Source organism: Niallia circulans NBRC 13626 (genome assembly GCF_001591585.1).
Classification (GTDB): Bacteria; Bacillota; Bacilli; order Bacillales; family Cytobacillaceae; genus Niallia; species Niallia circulans.
Window position 1 is genome coordinate 133,990 of the sequence record NZ_BCVE01000009.1, and the last position, 16,713, is coordinate 150,702.

At 35.3% G+C, this 16,713-nt stretch carries 16 protein-coding genes and 1 pseudogene; 6 read left to right on the forward strand and 11 right to left on the reverse strand.

Annotated elements, in window-relative coordinates; genetic code table 11:
- Window positions 1–4: 4 nt before the first annotated feature.
- From BCI01S_RS13360 to BCI01S_RS13365, 3 genes are all read right to left on the reverse strand, one after another.
- On the reverse strand, window positions 5–1,756 hold the full coding sequence (locus BCI01S_RS13360) for a sensor histidine kinase (RefSeq protein ID WP_061799110.1): 1,752 nt from the start codon (window positions 1,754–1,756) through the stop codon (window positions 5–7).
- A gap of 19 nt (window positions 1,757–1,775) precedes the next feature.
- Window positions 1,776–1,937 (reverse strand): hypothetical protein, encoded by a 162-nt coding sequence (locus BCI01S_RS25285; RefSeq protein WP_156485428.1) that lies wholly within the window; start codon window positions 1,935–1,937, stop codon window positions 1,776–1,778.
- Between the two features lie 62 nt (window positions 1,938–1,999).
- Window positions 2,000–2,413 (reverse strand): DUF624 domain-containing protein, encoded by a 414-nt coding sequence (locus tag BCI01S_RS13365; protein ID WP_061799114.1) that lies wholly within the window; start codon window positions 2,411–2,413, stop codon window positions 2,000–2,002.
- Between the two features lie 243 nt (window positions 2,414–2,656).
- Between BCI01S_RS13365 and BCI01S_RS13370 the strand changes: the two genes are divergently transcribed.
- From BCI01S_RS13370 to BCI01S_RS13380, 3 genes are all read left to right on the forward strand, one after another.
- Window positions 2,657–2,851 carry a hypothetical protein gene (locus BCI01S_RS13370; RefSeq protein ID WP_061799119.1) on the forward strand — a complete coding sequence of 65 codons (195 nt, stop codon included), beginning with the start codon at window positions 2,657–2,659 and terminating at the stop codon, window positions 2,849–2,851.
- Between the two features lie 26 nt (window positions 2,852–2,877).
- Complete coding sequence (locus BCI01S_RS13375; RefSeq protein WP_053215677.1) at window positions 2,878–3,162, forward strand: spore coat protein; 285 nt, start codon at window positions 2,878–2,880, stop codon at window positions 3,160–3,162.
- Between the two features lie 180 nt (window positions 3,163–3,342).
- Window positions 3,343–4,164: an STAS domain-containing protein gene (locus BCI01S_RS13380; RefSeq protein ID WP_047942319.1), complete on the forward strand. Its 822-nt coding sequence runs from the start codon at window positions 3,343–3,345 to the stop codon at window positions 4,162–4,164.
- A 285-nt stretch (window positions 4,165–4,449) separates the two neighbouring features.
- On the opposite strand, the gene cdaS is transcribed toward BCI01S_RS13380, so the two are convergent.
- Complete coding sequence (cdaS, locus tag BCI01S_RS13385; protein WP_047942320.1) at window positions 4,450–5,073, reverse strand: sporulation-specific diadenylate cyclase CdaS; 624 nt, start codon at window positions 5,071–5,073, stop codon at window positions 4,450–4,452.
- 149 nt (window positions 5,074–5,222) lie between these two features.
- On the opposite strand from cdaS, the gene BCI01S_RS13390 reads away from it, so the two are divergent.
- Window positions 5,223–5,765 carry a hypothetical protein gene (locus BCI01S_RS13390; protein ID WP_061799122.1) on the forward strand — a complete coding sequence of 181 codons (543 nt, stop codon included), beginning with the start codon at window positions 5,223–5,225 and terminating at the stop codon, window positions 5,763–5,765.
- Window positions 5,766–5,828: 63 nt separating this feature from the next.
- Here the strand turns inward: BCI01S_RS13390 and BCI01S_RS13395 are convergent.
- From BCI01S_RS13395 to BCI01S_RS13405, 3 genes and pseudogenes are all read right to left on the reverse strand, one after another.
- A pseudogene (locus tag BCI01S_RS13395) lies at window positions 5,829–7,203 on the reverse strand (aldehyde dehydrogenase).
- A 145-nt stretch (window positions 7,204–7,348) separates the two neighbouring features.
- Complete coding sequence (gene aroD, locus BCI01S_RS13400) at window positions 7,349–8,113, reverse strand: type I 3-dehydroquinate dehydratase (RefSeq protein WP_047942362.1); 765 nt, start codon at window positions 8,111–8,113, stop codon at window positions 7,349–7,351.
- A 25-nt stretch (window positions 8,114–8,138) separates the two neighbouring features.
- Window positions 8,139–8,669 carry a shikimate kinase gene (locus BCI01S_RS13405; protein WP_047942325.1) on the reverse strand — a complete coding sequence of 177 codons (531 nt, stop codon included), beginning with the start codon at window positions 8,667–8,669 and terminating at the stop codon, window positions 8,139–8,141.
- Between the two features lie 379 nt (window positions 8,670–9,048).
- On the opposite strand from BCI01S_RS13405, the gene katA reads away from it, so the two are divergent.
- Together katA and BCI01S_RS13415 are read left to right on the forward strand one after the other, a co-directional pair.
- The gene (gene katA / locus BCI01S_RS13410; protein ID WP_047942326.1) at window positions 9,049–10,503 is read left to right on the forward strand and encodes a catalase KatA; all 1,455 of its coding nucleotides are present in this window, start codon (window positions 9,049–9,051) and stop codon (window positions 10,501–10,503) included.
- 415 nt (window positions 10,504–10,918) lie between these two features.
- Window positions 10,919–11,782 carry an aldo/keto reductase gene (locus BCI01S_RS13415; protein ID WP_061799126.1) on the forward strand — a complete coding sequence of 288 codons (864 nt, stop codon included), beginning with the start codon at window positions 10,919–10,921 and terminating at the stop codon, window positions 11,780–11,782.
- A gap of 155 nt (window positions 11,783–11,937) precedes the next feature.
- Here BCI01S_RS13415 and BCI01S_RS13420 read toward each other — a convergent pair whose 3' ends face one another.
- From BCI01S_RS13420 to BCI01S_RS13435, 4 genes are all read right to left on the reverse strand, one after another.
- Window positions 11,938–12,822, reverse strand: a complete 885-nt coding sequence (locus BCI01S_RS13420; RefSeq protein WP_095258638.1) for a carbohydrate ABC transporter permease — start codon at window positions 12,820–12,822, stop codon at window positions 11,938–11,940.
- Complete coding sequence (locus tag BCI01S_RS13425; RefSeq protein WP_047942328.1) at window positions 12,812–13,684, reverse strand: carbohydrate ABC transporter permease; 873 nt, start codon at window positions 13,682–13,684, stop codon at window positions 12,812–12,814. Before BCI01S_RS13425 ends, BCI01S_RS13420 begins: the two co-directional genes overlap by 11 nt.
- Window positions 13,685–13,762: 78 nt before the next feature.
- Window positions 13,763–15,076, reverse strand: a complete 1,314-nt coding sequence (locus BCI01S_RS13430; protein WP_053215675.1) for an ABC transporter substrate-binding protein — start codon at window positions 15,074–15,076, stop codon at window positions 13,763–13,765.
- A 37-nt stretch (window positions 15,077–15,113) separates the two neighbouring features.
- Window positions 15,114–16,631, reverse strand: coding sequence for an alpha-glucosidase/alpha-galactosidase (locus BCI01S_RS13435; protein WP_047942329.1), 1,518 nt, complete (start codon window positions 16,629–16,631; stop codon window positions 15,114–15,116).
- Window positions 16,632–16,713: the final 82 nt, after the last annotated feature.

A 16,713-nucleotide genomic window follows, 5' to 3' on the forward strand; every position in this document is an offset into this window, starting at 1 on the left:
GTTCTCACCGCCATTTATTTGGAATAATTAGATGTACTTGTGTTCCTGTTCCTCGTTTACTTTTAATTATTAAACCAAATTCCTCACCGTATAGAAGCTTTATCCGTGAATCAATATTATAAAGGCCGATTCCAGTTCCTCTTGTTTTTACTTCCTGCTTTCTAACTTTTGCTAATAGTTCCTCCTCCATTCCTGGTCCATTATCCTCTACTGTAATATGCAAATTATTTTCTCTAAGAACAGCACGGACCGTTATTTTGCAAGGCTCTATCATCTGTTCGAGCGCATAATGAATAGCATTTTCTACGAGCGGCTGAATCATCAATTTAGGTATATAGCAATTCTTCGTCTCTGGAGGTATCATTTTATGAAAAGTTAAGCGGTCACCATATCGATATTTTTGTATTCTTATATAATGATCTACAATAAATATCTCCTCTTCTAACAGAACTGCATCATTTTTTGCACTAATGGCATTCCGCAATAAGTAACCCAATGACTCCACCATACTGGAAATATCAGTTTGCCGATTCATCTTTGCCTGCCAATTAATCGATTCCAATGTGTTGTATAAAAAATGGGGGTTTATTTGTGCCTGTAATGCTTTAAATTCTGTATCCTTAATTAATAATTGTTTCTCATAGTTTTCTTTGATTAATGTATTAATACGTTCAATCATCAAGATAAAATGATCAGTAAGAATGCCGATCTCATCTTTCGCTTGCACAGGCTGCAATGTATTTTTTATGGATAAATCTCCTTTTTGGACATTTTTCATCGCAGACACTAACTGTTCTATTGGCTTTGTCAGTTTACTAGAAAAAACGACTGCCATAAATAAAACAACTAAGTTCAGCAAAAAGAAAATCGCCAGCATAATGTATTTTGTAGTTTGCACTTTTGCAATAATCGAATCAAATGACACAATATTCCAATAAACCCAGTTAACATAGGAGGAAGAAGTATGTGTAATAAAGTATTTCTGACCGCCTATTGACTGAATTTCATAGCCGACCTTCTGATTCGGCAAATAGGGAATATTTTCTATTTCTTTGAATATTCCTTTATAAAAGAATTGATTATCTTCTCCGCTAATCATCATATTACTTGTCACTTTATTATTTTCTGATACACTGTCTTCTACAATTTTATCTACATTGACTTGAATAAGGAGTGTGCCTAAATTATCTAAACTCAAGTTCTGATGGGTTCTGATTTTGCGAATAGCAAAGATCTTATTGCTGTCTGTCTCTGTTACCCACTGATTAGCTCCTTTTTTTCCTTCTCCTATCTCAATCCATTTCTCCTTTTTTTTTGAAATCATGGATGATGTATATCCGCCAGCTCGATATTCCCTTCCATTTGCATCAAATATGTGAATCGCATGAATATATTTTGAAGAGCCCACGTACTCTGTCAGCAGATCCCAAAGCTGGTTATCCAGCTGATAGCGCTGGTAAGGATTGGAGTCTATCTTTATTTCCGAAAGAATTTTTTGAATTTTATTATCTGACATGAGGGAAAAGGAGACTTCCTCAATACTTTTTAATTCTTTTTCTAATTGCTTGGATGACATATGCAAGACATCCGTTGTCTTTTGATAATACAATTGATCGTATACATGAAAGGCATATTGAAATCCAATTAATAAAAAGGATAAGGAACCAACCATTATGAATAAAATGGTTAACGTCAACTTTTTCTTTATTTTTAACTGTCGGTATTTATTTATAATAGAAAAAATGAAATGTTTCATCGTTAACCCCTTTTCATTTTTAAACAATCCTTTGTTGGGTCATTTTCTTTAAACGATGATCAACACTGCCAAAAGCTCTGGCAGCCAGCCAAGTAATAACAAATGCAAGGCTACTAATACTAAAGAATAGAAGAAGCGTTATATGAAGTGATGCCAGAAAAGCTATACAAAATACAGCCATAAAGATTCCTACTGTATGGGCGGGACGTAGAAACCCGATAACAAATGCATATTTTATGTATTCTAATAACTTGAGATCGTAGTATGTGTAAACTGGTAGAAGATATAAAAAAGTCGTACTAAAAAAAAGAAGTAATCCACAAATAAAAAAAGAAGAAGTGTTGTGGGGCCATCCAATATGCCGATAATCCGAAAATCCATATAAAGTAACAGGAAAATAAGCATGAAAATCATCCCAAGAATATTGCCTTTCCACCAATCTTGCTTATAGCTGGCCCAAAATAGAGGAAAAATGCGGATATCCCTTTCCCCATTCACCCATTTTTTTGTAATGGAAAACATAGCAATACTTGCTGGCATCCATCCAAAAAAGCCTAATCCTAAAAATGTAAAAAATATCCATAGTAAATTTACATAGGCTAGTCGCGTTACCCATTCGCAAAACTTATACACACCATTTGTTAAACTGTGTACCAATCTCCCATCTCCCTTATTACATTTTTATTTATTGTACACTAAATTTGTAAGCCTTTACATACTATTATGTAAAGAAAAGGAAAGCAATTAAAAAATTTTAATAACTATCAAAGACTGGAATGCTTTAACTGACTCTATCGCTCCCATCGGATAGGATTCATATATGAAAAAAAATTGGTTTAAGCCTATCCAATTGCGGATATATCAAATACTGAAAAGACAAGTCCAACAGGAGGAGAAAACATGGCTTCTACTAAATTAGCAATACATGAAACGTTAGAATTACATGAAGTACTGACGTTAAAACAGAGTTGTCTCGTAAAATCCTATGCATTACAATCCCTGGTTGATGATGATACTTTAAAAGCAATTTTAGATAATGATGTATCTAGTTCAGAGAAAGCAATCAAAGAACTACAGGAAATTCTAAAACAATAAAGGGACGGGTGATGGGAATGAGCTTCATGGATAAATTAAAGGCCACTGGAAAAATGTGTGATGAGTTAATTGCTACAGAGCTGCTGATTTCTGCGAAAGCAACGGTAAGAACATATGCTGTTGCCATAACAGAGACAGCTTCTCCACAAGTAAGAGAAATCCTAAAGAAACAACTCAATGAAGCGATTGACAATCATGCTAAAATCGCCAATTATATGATAAAAAATGATATGTATTATGCCTATGATGTGGATAAACAATTAGAGCATGATAAAGAAAAAATAGACATATCATTAGAATTAGTAAAATAAATTAAAAGAAGGAGATAAGTGATATAGTCAGCTTATCTCCTTCTTTTTAAACTTTAAATCAATATTTTAATATTTTGGGTTTAATTATGTTTATAATAGGGTAAAGTAGTTTATCGAAAACTATTATTTGTGTAGTTTAGTATATTTCATACTTAAATTAAATCCATGGGAGTAACGAAAATGAACACAATAATGTACATAAAGGACGAATTAAAAAATTTCATTAATGAGAATGGGAACACCTTCAATCAAAAATTATTGACAGAAGCAACAAATGTTTCTATAAAAATTACCGATATATTAAATAAAGGAAATATTGATTTGCTAAAAAATGCCAAAAAACTGATATTTTACACAGTAGATCAACAAGAGTCAGATTTAATTTCTTTTGCCAAAGTAGAAGGAATTGCATGGGCTAAACACTCTTTGACCTTAGAATTAAAGCTAGAATGGGTCCAAGCCATCAGAAGAACCTTATGGCATTTTATTAGCATGATTGATGAGGAAAAGGATATCATACATAATCGCGAGGATTATTATGGAATGGAAAAATTATTTAACGAAAAGATAGATCAATTTTTAAATAATTTTTTCCTTAGCTATTCGCATTATAAAGATGAGATGTTGAATAAACAAAGAAAAATGGTTGAACATTTATCTGTTCCCATTATTCCGATTAAACAATCTATTTCCGTTTTACCATTAATCGGTACCATTGACTCATATAGAATTAAAGTTATTGAAGAGAAAGTTTTAAACGATATAGCAGATTCAAAAATTCAAACATTAGTGATAGATCTTTCGGGTACAGCAAAAATGGAAATGGATGTTATTGATTATTTTGAAAAAGTATTAGCTGGTATTTCGATGATGGGCTGTAACGCCATCCTTACTGGACTTAGACCAGAGTTAGTAAAAAAAATGGTGCATGCCGGTATTCATTTTGAAAAAAATGCTGAAACAAGAGGCACCCTCCAAGAAACCTTAAAGAATATTCTTTAAAACTCCTATTGAAAATACTTAGCAAGGGTATTCAACCAAAGATAGTCATCTGAATATTGGTTGGATACCCATTATTTTTATTTTTCAATCGTTATAATGGTGGTTATTCCCCCGCAGCCTGAATACATTTTGTTTCCTAATGTGGCGAGTGTGGTTTCGTTTATCCTAAAAAGTCTCAGCCATTCTTGCAGCTGCTAAGGAGGGGCAACGTATATTAAGTTGCTTAATTTTAAATAATATATTTTTTATGCAAAATTTTCCAATTCTCTTTCTATACTGGCTATCTTACATATTTATATCACCTGGCTGAATGGGATATAATGCTCCACCCAATGTAAACGATATTCTCCCTGTTTCCTCTGACACAACAATCACTAATGCATCTGATATTTCACTTAACCCAATGGCTGCTCTATGTCTTGTTCCTAATTTATCCTTGCCGTTAAATTTACTTGCAGTTGGAAATATATTGCCTGCAGAAATAATCGAATCCTCTTCGATTAACACTCCCCCATCGTGCAATGGGTTTCCAGGATAAAAAATTGCTTCTAGTAAAGAAGCAGATAATTTTGCATGTAAGGGGATTCCAGAATGAATCAATCTGTCTAAAGAATCCTTACGCTTAATAGCTATTAACGCTCCATGTCGTTTATCAGAAAGAGCTTGGGCGCTAGCAGTAAGGATTTCTAAATTCTTAGTATATGGCTTTAAATATAATTGTAAATAAAATGTAGCTGCACGATGATGAATACTTTTAAATAACTTATTTACTTCCTCAAAATCGTTTAAAATACAGCAATCTTTTTCATCCAGCGTATTTTTTAGTTCGCTAAGTTCCGCCTCTAAATCCTCCAGTAATTGATGCATCTCTTGGTTAAACTCATTAGGTAAATGGTTGTCTCCTTCCATACCAACACTCCCTTTTTTGTTACCTTGTCCAGCTTTAATGAATTTATACAAGCAAGATAATCATTCAAAGGGTTTTGCATGATTGTATTCCATTTTCACTAATGATAGACTGATAGTTGAATATTACTATGGGAGGAAAAATTTCACATATGAAATTTTGGACTTGGACTATTATTATTTTACTATCTGTTACCGCAATAGGTGTTTCTTCCTATTTTATTTTCCAATCATTATTTGACAGCAAATCACCCTTGCAGTCAGAAAACGACCGTCCAGTTGTGAAACAAGCTTCATCAGAGACAGAAGAAAGCTTTGATAAAGAACAGGTCAATACACCAGTCAATGAGGAAGTGGTTGTTCTGGCAGATGGCACAAGTGGACACACCTTTATTTCTAAATGGCATGATTTTTATAACAAAACATTAGGCTGGGGCAGACTTGAAACAACAAACTACGAGAAGCAAAAAGAAGCAGCTTCATCCATCCTGGAGGCTCTAAAGAACATAAAGGTTAACGATGAGCAAATTAAGCAGGATATTAATGATATTGGCGCAAATGCTCAAATAGTAGCAGAGAAAGATGATCGTGTCGCCATGCGAAATCTACATCGCTATTTTCATGATTTAGATATTTATTTTAATGGCTATAATTATGAGCAAACTTTTGGAATTACTGAATTTAGAGGGAACTAATCTTTAAGACGTTCCACTCTCTTTCCGTTTTTTTTAATGTTATTGGGCATTTTTACTTCATCATTATTTAAGTACTTTACGAATTATCTTCTCTTTCTTATTCGTGTATGGTGGAAAAAGAAAGGGAAGATCTACTTTAGTACTCTTTCTAAGGATACTTTTTTGATGAGAGAATGTTTTAAAACTGTATTCACCGTGATAAGCTCCCATTCCCGAGGCACCTACACCGCCAAAAGGCAGACTAGGCGGGACAATGTGGGTTAACACATCATTAATACAAACACCTCCTGATGATAGGCAACGAATCACTTTCGCTTCTGTTTCCTTGTTATTTGTAAAAAGGTAGAGTGCTAACGGTTTCTCCAGCTTCCGAATCGATTCCATTGCGTCCTCTAGTTTTGTATAGGTTAAAATAGGCAAAAGCGGTCCAAAGATTTCTTCTTGCATTGTTGCGGAATCCCACGTAGCATCCAGTAGCGTGGGTTCAATAAAACGTGTATCTCGATTGTTCTTCCCGCCAAAAAGGATGGTCTTCCGATCAGCTTCTAGCATTGCAATTAAGCGCTGAAAATGTCGATCACTCACAATTCGGCCAAAATCTTCTTTATCTTCAATCTCTTCTCCAAAATAGTTTCCTAGTGTCTTTTTCATTTCGACAATCAATGGTTCTTTAACTGACTCATGCACCATAATATAATCTGGTGCTACACATGTTTGTCCGGCATTTAACGTTTTTCCCCATATAATACGCTTGGCCGCTACATTTAAATTTGCAGTCTCATCGATAATTACTGGACTTTTCCCACCTAATTCGAGCGTTACTGGTGTTAAGTGCTGAGACGCTGCTTCCATCACAATCTTCCCTACCTTCGTACTGCCTGTAAAGAAAATATAGTCAAAATCAGCGTGTATCAATGCTTGATTTGTTTCTATTCCCCCTTCTATTGCACTAATATAGGCAGGATTAAAGGTATTATTTATCATGTCCGTTACAACAGCTGAAACTGTTGGCACAAGCTCCGAGGGCTTTAAGATCGCACAATTTCCTGCAGCGATGGCCCCAATTAAAGGCTCGATTAATAATTGAAAAGGATAGTTAAATGGACCGATAATAAGAACCGTTCCATATGGCTCATATACAGTTTTCCCCCTTGAAGGAAATAGACTCCATGTACTTTTTGCTTTTTGGGGCTTCATCCATCTCTTCAAGTGTTTCGTTGTATGACGAATACTCTGAAGCACAAAGCCAATTTCAGAGGCATATGATTCAAAAGGATGCTTTCCCAAGTCTTTCTGTAGTGCCTTTATAAGAAGAAGTTCTTTTTCTAAAATAACATTTTTTAATTTTTCCAGCTGCTCTTATTCGAAAAGAAAGGGGCAATGTTGCTTGCGTCGAAAAGAATGAATTTGTTTGTTCTAATCTTTGATTTACTTCCATTTTTTATTTACGCTCCCTTAATGGGTATTATTTTAATGATGAGTGTATCAAGTAATTCTTCCTATAAGCAAGTTTAAAAAAACACAGTTGAAAAATAACAATAAGGATTTCGCATAAGAATGAGGTTTCTTACACGAAATCCTTGTTATAAACTTTTATGTAAAACATTTAAAATAGTTCTCAACTCTTCTAATGGAATTTGTCCTGGTGCAGATGCCTTATTTGCTGCAGCAAATGTAATTGCAGACCCAAATACTTCTCCTGCCATCCTGCTCACAGCTCCTTTTCCTCCCATTGACATCGTGACAATCGGTTGATTGGGGGCTTCTTCCTTCATCGTAACAGTCGCATCTAATAATGCTATAACATCCTTAACTGATTTTGGCATGACCGCAATTTTGGGAATATCAGCACCTAGCTGGCGCGCCATTTGTAGGCGCGAAACAATTTCCTCCTTAGATGGTGTTTTGTCAAAATCATGATTAGATACGACAACGGCAATTTGTTTAGAATGGGCCATATTTACAACTTCTTTAATGGCTTCCGTCTCCATGAATAACTCTATGTCTAGTAAATCAATCAGTCCTGTTTCTAACACACTTTTGTTTAACGAGAAATATTCTTGCTCCTCTATTTGTCTTTCGCCCCCCTCTTTTGCTGTACGAAATGTAAATAGTAAAGGCATATTGCCAATTATTTCTCTTACTTGCTGCAGCATTTCTATTACCCTTTTTTTATTATCTATTTCTGTGAAATAATCTGCACGCCATTCAAGGATATCTATCCTCAGCTCCTTTAATGCTGCTGCCTCTTCCCTTAGCTCTTCTTTTGTTCTACCAATAAGAGAAACACAAATTTTCGGGATTCCTTCTCCAATAATGACCTCTCTTACCTTTATGCTTTTACTCACCATTTTCCCCTCCAAGAGCTTACTTTTAAGCCAGATCCAATGAATCTATAATAGCATCAACTGTTTCCTCTACCTTGTTTCCATCGGTTGTGACTTTCAGATGGTGATTCCTATAAATTTCTTTTCTCGTATTAAATAACGCCTTTACTTCATCATCAGTCTTACCTTGCAGTACAGGTCTACTATCAATAATAAACGGGATTCTTTCCTTCCACGCCTTAAAGGACATATCGATATATATAACTATCCCATTTTCTAGACAAGCATTGCGAATATCTTCTTGCAGAAAAGCTCCTCCTCCAAGCGAAATCACTTTTTCCTTCTGTTCCGATAACGCCTTAATCAGCTCTTTTTCCTTTTTCCGAAAAAAGGCTTCTCCATAATGGCTAAAAATTTCTGGAATGGTCATGTTATACTCTTCTTCTATCTGATGATCAACGTCTACAAATTCACGTTGAAGTTTTTTCGCTAATTCTTTTCCAATCGTCGTTTTTCCGACTCCCATAAACCCTATTAAAAAAATACTTTTCTCTTTCACTGATCCATTCTGCAGCATGAAATGAAGCCCCCTATAACTATATCCGGCAAAATCTTTCTTTTCATTATAAGGGAAATTGAGTCTTTATCCTAGCAGATTATTGGAATAAATCTGTTTCTTCTCACATATAATGCAGTGGATAAAAGCTATCTTCTTTTGAAAAAACACGTTTTTCTCCCATCCTATATTCTCATTCATGCGCATACGTTCTCTATTAGTTATTTTTTCAATTTTCTAATCCTATCAAGTATTACGTAGTTTTAATGGTTAAATACATTTATAAATTACTATTTTAGAACTTATTTATAATTATTATAAAATTATATTGATTTTTTAATTATAGATGATATTATAATATACATATGCTAAAGAACTAAATTATGAGGTGATTTTTTATATGTCAAATAATCGATTAACGACTAGCTGGGGAGCACCAGTTGGGGACAACCAAAATTCTATTACTGCTGGCCATCGTGGACCAACATTAATCCAAGATGTACATTTACTTGAAAAATTAGCTCATTTTAATAGAGAACGTGTGCCTGAGCGAGTTGTTCATGCTAAAGGGGCTGGAGCTCATGGATATTTCGAAGTGACAAATGACTTAACGAAATATACAAAAGCTAACTTCTTATCTGAAGTAGGAAAAAGAACTCCAATGTTTATCCGTTTTTCAACCGTTGCAGGGGAGCTAGGTTCTGCAGATACTGTTCGTGATCCACGTGGATTTGCGGTGAAGTTTTATACAGAAGATGGAAATTATGATATCGTTGGTAATAATACACCTGTATTCTTTATTCGTGATGCCATTAAATTTCCTGATTTCATCCATACACAAAAAAGAGATCCAAAAACACATTTAAAAAACCCAACAGCTGTATGGGATTTCTGGTCTCATTCCCCTGAATCTTTACATCAAGTAACTATCCTGATGTCAGATCGTGGTATTCCAGCAACATTACGTCATATGCATGGTTTCGGAAGCCATACTTTTAAATGGGTAAATGAAGAGGGAGAAGGCGTTTGGGTTAAATATCATTTTAAAACAGAACAAGGGATTAAAAACCTGGATGTTAATTTAGCTGCTAAACTTGCTGGAGAGAATCCTGATTATCATACAGAAGATTTATTTAATGCAATAGAAAAAGGAGATTTTCCTGCTTGGACACTATACGTACAAATTATGCCATTAGAGGATGCCGATACGTATCGTTTTGATCCATTCGATGTAACAAAAGTATGGTCACAAAAAGATTATCCGTTAATCGAAGTTGGTCGTATGGTACTTGATCGCAACCCAGAAAACTACTTTGCAGAAGTGGAGCAAGCTACATTCTCTCCTGGAACATTAGTACCTGGTGTAGAAGTTTCACCAGATAAAATGCTACAAGGCCGTCTATTTGCTTACAGTGACGCACATCGCTACCGTGTAGGTGCAAACCATAATGCCCTTCCAATTAACCGTCCACGCAATGAAGTAAATAACTATCAACGTGATGGGCAAATGCGCTTTGATGGTAATGGCGGCGGTTCTGTTTATTATGAGCCAAATAGCTTTAGTGGTCCAAAAGAAACACCTGAAAACAAAACAACGCCATTTGCAGTATCTGGAGTAGCCGAAAGTGTAGCATATGATCATAATGATCACTACACACAAGCAGGAGATTTATACCGTCTAATGACCACAGAAGAACGCGAAAGATTAGTCGCAAACATTGTTGGCGCAATGAAACCTGTAGCATTAGAAGAAATCAAGCTTCGTCAAATCGGTCACTTCTACAAAGCAGATCCTGAATACGGCACAAAAGTTGCTGAAGGCTTAGGTCTAAGTGTTCCCGAAACAGTAAAATAATAATAATTGGCGAAAAACCCTCTTTTCTGAGGGTTTTTCTTTTCTATTTGGAGGAGGTTGTAATACTATAATATAAGGATTACAGCCTGTTGTTTGTTGGTACAGTACCCCTTTTAAGTGAAACTCAAACTAATTTTATGATAATTTGTAGTCACTTATTTTTAAGGGATTATTTTCATTGCGTCATTTGCCTAGATGCTTGCTGTTTTTAGCAAATTACTTGCGGGTTTCGGCATTTTTTTGCGGTTATTTATCTTTTCCTTGCGACTTTTCGCTTTTTACTTGCGACTCCGAACCTATTACATACGGCTCCCCCCCTTCGTACAATCCATGCATTTCATCTCAATTATTTGATAATCCCTCAAGAAAGCGCTACTCTTAGAATAGGAAAACTATATTCTAACGAGGTGAAAAGATGGAATTATCAATCAATTCAACAAAAAAACTAAGCAATGGCGTAGAAATTCCTTATTTAGGTTTTGGTGTTTTCTTAGTAAATGATCCAAAAGAATGTGAAGAAAGTGTCCTTGCAGCCATAAAAAATGGTTATCGCTCCATTGATACCGCTACAAGATATGAAAACGAAGAATTTGTAGGCACTGCGATAAAAGCTGCTGGTGTCCCTCGTGAAGAATTGTTTATCACTACAAAAGTGTGGGTAACAGATTTTGGTTATGAAGAAACAAAGAAGGCATTTCATGAATCTTTAAAGAAGCTTCAGTTAGATTATTTAGATCTTTATCTTATTCACTGGGCTGCACCTGGATTTGAAGAAACATGGAGAGCAATGGAAGATCTTTATGAAGAGGGGTTAATCCGCGCAATTGGTGTATGCAACTTCCAAATCCACCATTTAGAAAAATTAGCGGAAACAGCGAGAATCACTCCTATGCTAAATCAAGTTGAAACACATCCTCTTTTCCAACAGGTGGAACTAAGAAATTACTTAGCACAACATAATATTGCCCATGAAGCGTGGGCACCGCTTGGACAAGGTAAGAATGGATTATTCGATTTACCAGCTTTAACGGAGATTGCTAAAAAACACAATAAAACAGTTGCCCAAGTAATTCTAAGATGGCATTTAGAACGTGATACCATCATTATTCCTAAATCAGTTCATGAACATCGCATTATGGAAAATGCTGATTTATTTGGTTTCGCACTTGATTCAGAGGATATAAAAACCATTACTTCCCTCGATACAAACGAACGAAGCTTTGGGAATCCTGATGATATCGAACGGTTTAAAGCGATGCAGGAAGCTGCTTCAAAATAATGTTCCTATATTTAGTCTATTATTGAGTGGCAGGAGGCGTATAACCTCCTACCACTCCACCAAACACAATATAGTTCTGTGCATTTATCAGGAAAAGATTTTGCAGGAGCTTAAGATATATTAAAACAAACAATCAAATTATTAACCTCATATACTTATCCCTTCATGCCTGTTATGGATATTCCTTCAATTATATGACGCTGTGCAATAATATACACAATTAATACTGGAATAATAGATATAACTGTACCTGCCATCATTAACGACCAGTCAGCTGTATATAGCCCTTTAAAAGAATTTAATAATAAAGGTACAGTAAAGTTCTCAGGAGAATTCAGATATATCAAAGGATCAAGAAAGTTATTCCAAGATTGCATAAAAGTAAAGATACCAATGGCAGCTAAAGCAGGTCGAATTAATGGTAATATGATATTCCAATATATTCGAACATATCCTGCCCCGTCCATTATAGCTGCTTCTTCTAACTCTTTTGGAATCCCCATAACAAATTGTCTTAATAAAAATACTGCAAAAGCATTAAATAGTGCTCCTGGTACAATTAATGTTAAATGAGTATCTAACCAACCTAATTTATCCATTACCAAATATAAAGGAATCATTGTAACCTGCTTTGGTATCATCATCGTAGCCAGAAATAAAATAAAAAGAAGATTGGCACCTTTAAAATTAATTTTTGCAAAGGCATAAGCTGCCATTGAAGCAGTGAATAATGTAAAGCCCACGATAATAACAGTAATATAAAAGCTATTAAAGTACGCTAAATTAAAGGGCATTGCCTGTAAAGAATCAAGAAAATTACTCCAAACAAAAGGATCAGGAATCCATTTTGGCGGAATAACAAATATTTGGGACATATCCTTTAAGGAGCTAAGGATCGTCCAAACAAACGGGAAGATCATTACTAGTGCCCCAATTCCCAATATAAAATGCAGAACTAATTTTGGGATAAATGTTCGTCTCTTACGTGCTTTTTGGATGTCAAATTTAGTATCAGTATTTAATACATATTTATTCTCCATAAAACACCCACCTTTTTTGAAATTTAAATTGGATAAGTGTAAAGATTAAAATAATAACGAATAATATCATGGAAGCAGCGGCACTCTTTCCCATCGTAAAATCAACAAATGCCTGATCATAAATGTGGAAGACAATGGTATAACTTGCCTTTGCAGGTCCACCATTTGTCATAACAAATGCTTGGTCAAATACTTGGAAGGAAGAAATGATGGTCATGATTGTTACAAAAAAGGTAGTTGGTGTTAGTAATGGTAACGTTATGTGCCTAAATTTCTGAATAGCATTTGCCCCATCCATTTCTGCAGCTTCATAATAGCTCCTTGATATGCCTTGTAGTCCTGCCAAGAAAATTACCATGTTATATCCAAGCCCCCACCATATACTTAATAATGCAATGGAAGGTATTACCCACTTAGTATCAGTTAACCAATGAGGTCCAGTTATCCCAATATAGGATAACAATTCATTTAAAATACCGAAATCTCCATTTAGAATCCACATAAATATTACCCCTACAGAAACTGAACTTGTTACTACAGGCATAAAGAAAAAGACACGGTAGATTGCTTTACCTTTTACTTTATTAAGGGCAACAGCTAAAATTAGAGCTAACGCAATTCCAATAGGTACAACTAAAAACATATAATAGATTGTATTAACCATTGCCTTCCAAAAATCAGGGTTATTTATTTGATTAATATAATTAGATATTCCAATAAAGCTGCTACTCCCAAATCCACTCCAGTCTGTAAAGCTTAAATAAAAGGCATAGATTAATGGAACTAACGAAAAAAACAGCAACCCTAATAGCTGAGGACTAATAAAAAGAAAACCCCATAAATTCGCATTTTTTCTAGCCAACTGCCCCACACCCCTTTAGGAAAATATACCAAGAAGGTTTATCTTCTTGGTATATTCTCTCTTTTTAGAAAGATAGAATTATTTATCCACATACTGATTAATTATCTTAATTACCTTATCAATAGTAGTATCAGCGTCTTCTTTACCAAGGAACATTAAGTCAATTGTCTCCGATATTTCAGTCGTTAATCCTGCAAATTGGGCATCACGCGCAAAGTTAGAACCATGTGTAAAACCATTATTCCGCCCATCAAATAAATACTCCATATGTTTTTCACTACTACCTTCTAGTGCATTTTCATCTGCGGAAGGGAGAGATGGGAGTGCATTTCCGTCTTTTCCAGTTCTTGCTTCTTGCCCTTCTTTCCCAACATAATAAGACACAAATTTCATCGCTTCTTCCAAATGCTCACTTTTCTTATTTACTGACATATAGGCTACTGGTACACTTACCATTTCTTGTTTTTCTTTAGTGTTACTCGGAAAATAGATATAATCATAATCTAAACTAGGATTTTGATCGAATTGGGGAGTAAACCAGCGACCGCCTGCTACCATACCTACTTGATTAGACATAAACATGGCGTCAACCCCTTGACCTTGTGGTAGCGAACCTGCATATACTGCATTTCCATTGGAAACTAAATCATGTAAAAAATGAAAGGTTTCCTTCGCTTTCTCATTTTCTGGTAATACAAAATTACCTTCTTCATCAAAGATTCTTCCTCCATTTGACCAAATCCAACTATACCAATGCCCCTGCCAGTTTTCCATAATTAATCCTTCTTTTCCTGATTCCTTAATCTTACTAGTAACCTCAATAAATGTATCCCAGTTCCAATTGCCCTCTTCATAATATTCTTGTGGCGTTTTTAGACCAGCCTCTTTAAAAATGGTCTTATTATAATAGATAACCATCGGGTTTGCATCTGGAGCAACTCCATAGGTAATTCCTTCTTGTCTTGCTGGACCAAATAATCCTTCAGGAAACTCCTTTAAGTTCACATAACTTGCTTCACTATTAAAAAAATCATCCAATGGTTGTACCACATCTGCCTCTATCATTTGCGGCATAGTTGGCTCATGTGCATAAAACACATCTGGTCCCTTACTTCCTTGTAAAGAAGTCATTAGCTTTTGATCATACTGATCACTTGAAACCGGAACTAGTTTCACCCTAATATTAGGGTTTTCATCCATAAACCCATCAATTGCTTTCTGATAAACTTTTAATTCTGCAGGGTTTCCCCATGCTTGCATCGTTAATTGAATTGTTTTTCCATTTCCTGAACTGGTTTTACCACTGGAAGTACTATTACTGCTGCAACCGATTACAATAAACATAACTAAAAGTATCCATATCCCACTTTTAATTGGATTACTAATTTTCATCTAGTTACCTCCCAACTTATAGTTATCTTTAACTAAACTATAACTCCTTTATCTGCTTACTAACTGGGCGTTCTTTTGCTTTATCTGCTTCCCCTGCATTTTTATTTGCAGCTTCCCTGTCTTTCTCCATTTCTTCAATTGTTTTTACTTTTAATCTTGCTGCTCCACGATATTCTTTTGTCGGTAGAAGGTTCCCAGATTTCAGTCTAATTTTCGCTTCTGCTATTGCTTCTGCATATTGAGGGAGCCATTCTGCTTGAGCAACTAATAATTCATCAACCATCTGCCATATTTCTTTCGGATTACAAACCGCACCAACAAGTGGATCCATCATCATCGCTTGACGTAATAATTGATCATCACCTCTCACTGCAGCTTCCACTGCCAATCGTTGTACAGAAATACTCACATTACATACTGCTGCACATCCGAGTGGTAATTCTCCAACTAGAGGCATATTAATACCATTTCTATCTACATAGCCTGGTGCTTCAATAATAGCGTCATCTGGAAGGTTTGAAATTACTCCATTGTTAACCATATTAAAGTGACCTCGATATACTCTCCCTGTTTCAAGCCCTTCTAAAATATAGGAACCATGCTCTTCACTCCTATTCTCTTGCTTATATTCAAGAGCAGGATCCTTTAACCAATTAGGAAAATCAGTTTTAAACCAAGTACGCCCTTCTGTACAAACCCTTAAATACCCTCCAGTTTCTCCGTTAATCCATGACCCTAAATCAATCCATTCCCTTATTTCTTCTGGTCTTTTTCGATACCATGGAACATACTCACTGAGATGCCCATTGGACTCTGTACTGTAATAACCGAATCTGCGTAGCATGTCAATCCTTACTTTTTCTGTTTGGCTGTATTCTGGATGATTTTCAAAAGCAGTCAATAATTTACTAGTTTGATCCTGTCCCTTATAGCCAACCTTGATATACCAAGTTTGATGATTAATACCAGCACAAATAATATCAAGGTCATTTTTGTCTTTTCCTAATACATTAGCGATTTGTCTATGCCCGCCTTGTACGCCATGACATAAGCCAATAGTTCGGATACCGCCATATTTGTTACAAGCCCATGTTATCATTGCCATCGGATTTGCATAGTTTAATAGAAGACAATCCTCTTCTGCCACCTCTTTAATATCTTTGCAAATTTCTAACATTTCAGCTATTCCTCGTTGACCATACATAATTCCACCAGCACTTAACGTATCACCAACGCATTGATCTATTCCGTATTTCAAAGGTATCTCAATATCTTTTTGAAATGCAGACAGTCCTCCAATACGAACCACATTAAAAATATACTTTGCACCCAACAACGCTTCTCTGCGATTAGTAGTAGAATGAATAGTGATTTTCAAACCATTTTCATTAATGTCACGTTGGCATAGTTGCGTTACCATAGCCAAATTATCTTGATTTATGTCAGTAAAAGATACTTCCATGTTTCTAAACTCTGGTACAGAGAGTAAATCTCTTAATAGACCTCTCGTAAACCCAATGCTTCCAGCGCCTATAAATGTAACTTTAAATGCCATTTTAACCCTCCTTTTCGTTATATTTATGTTACCATCGGAAAAATGTAAACGCTTTAAATAATCTCATCTCTTCTTTAGATTT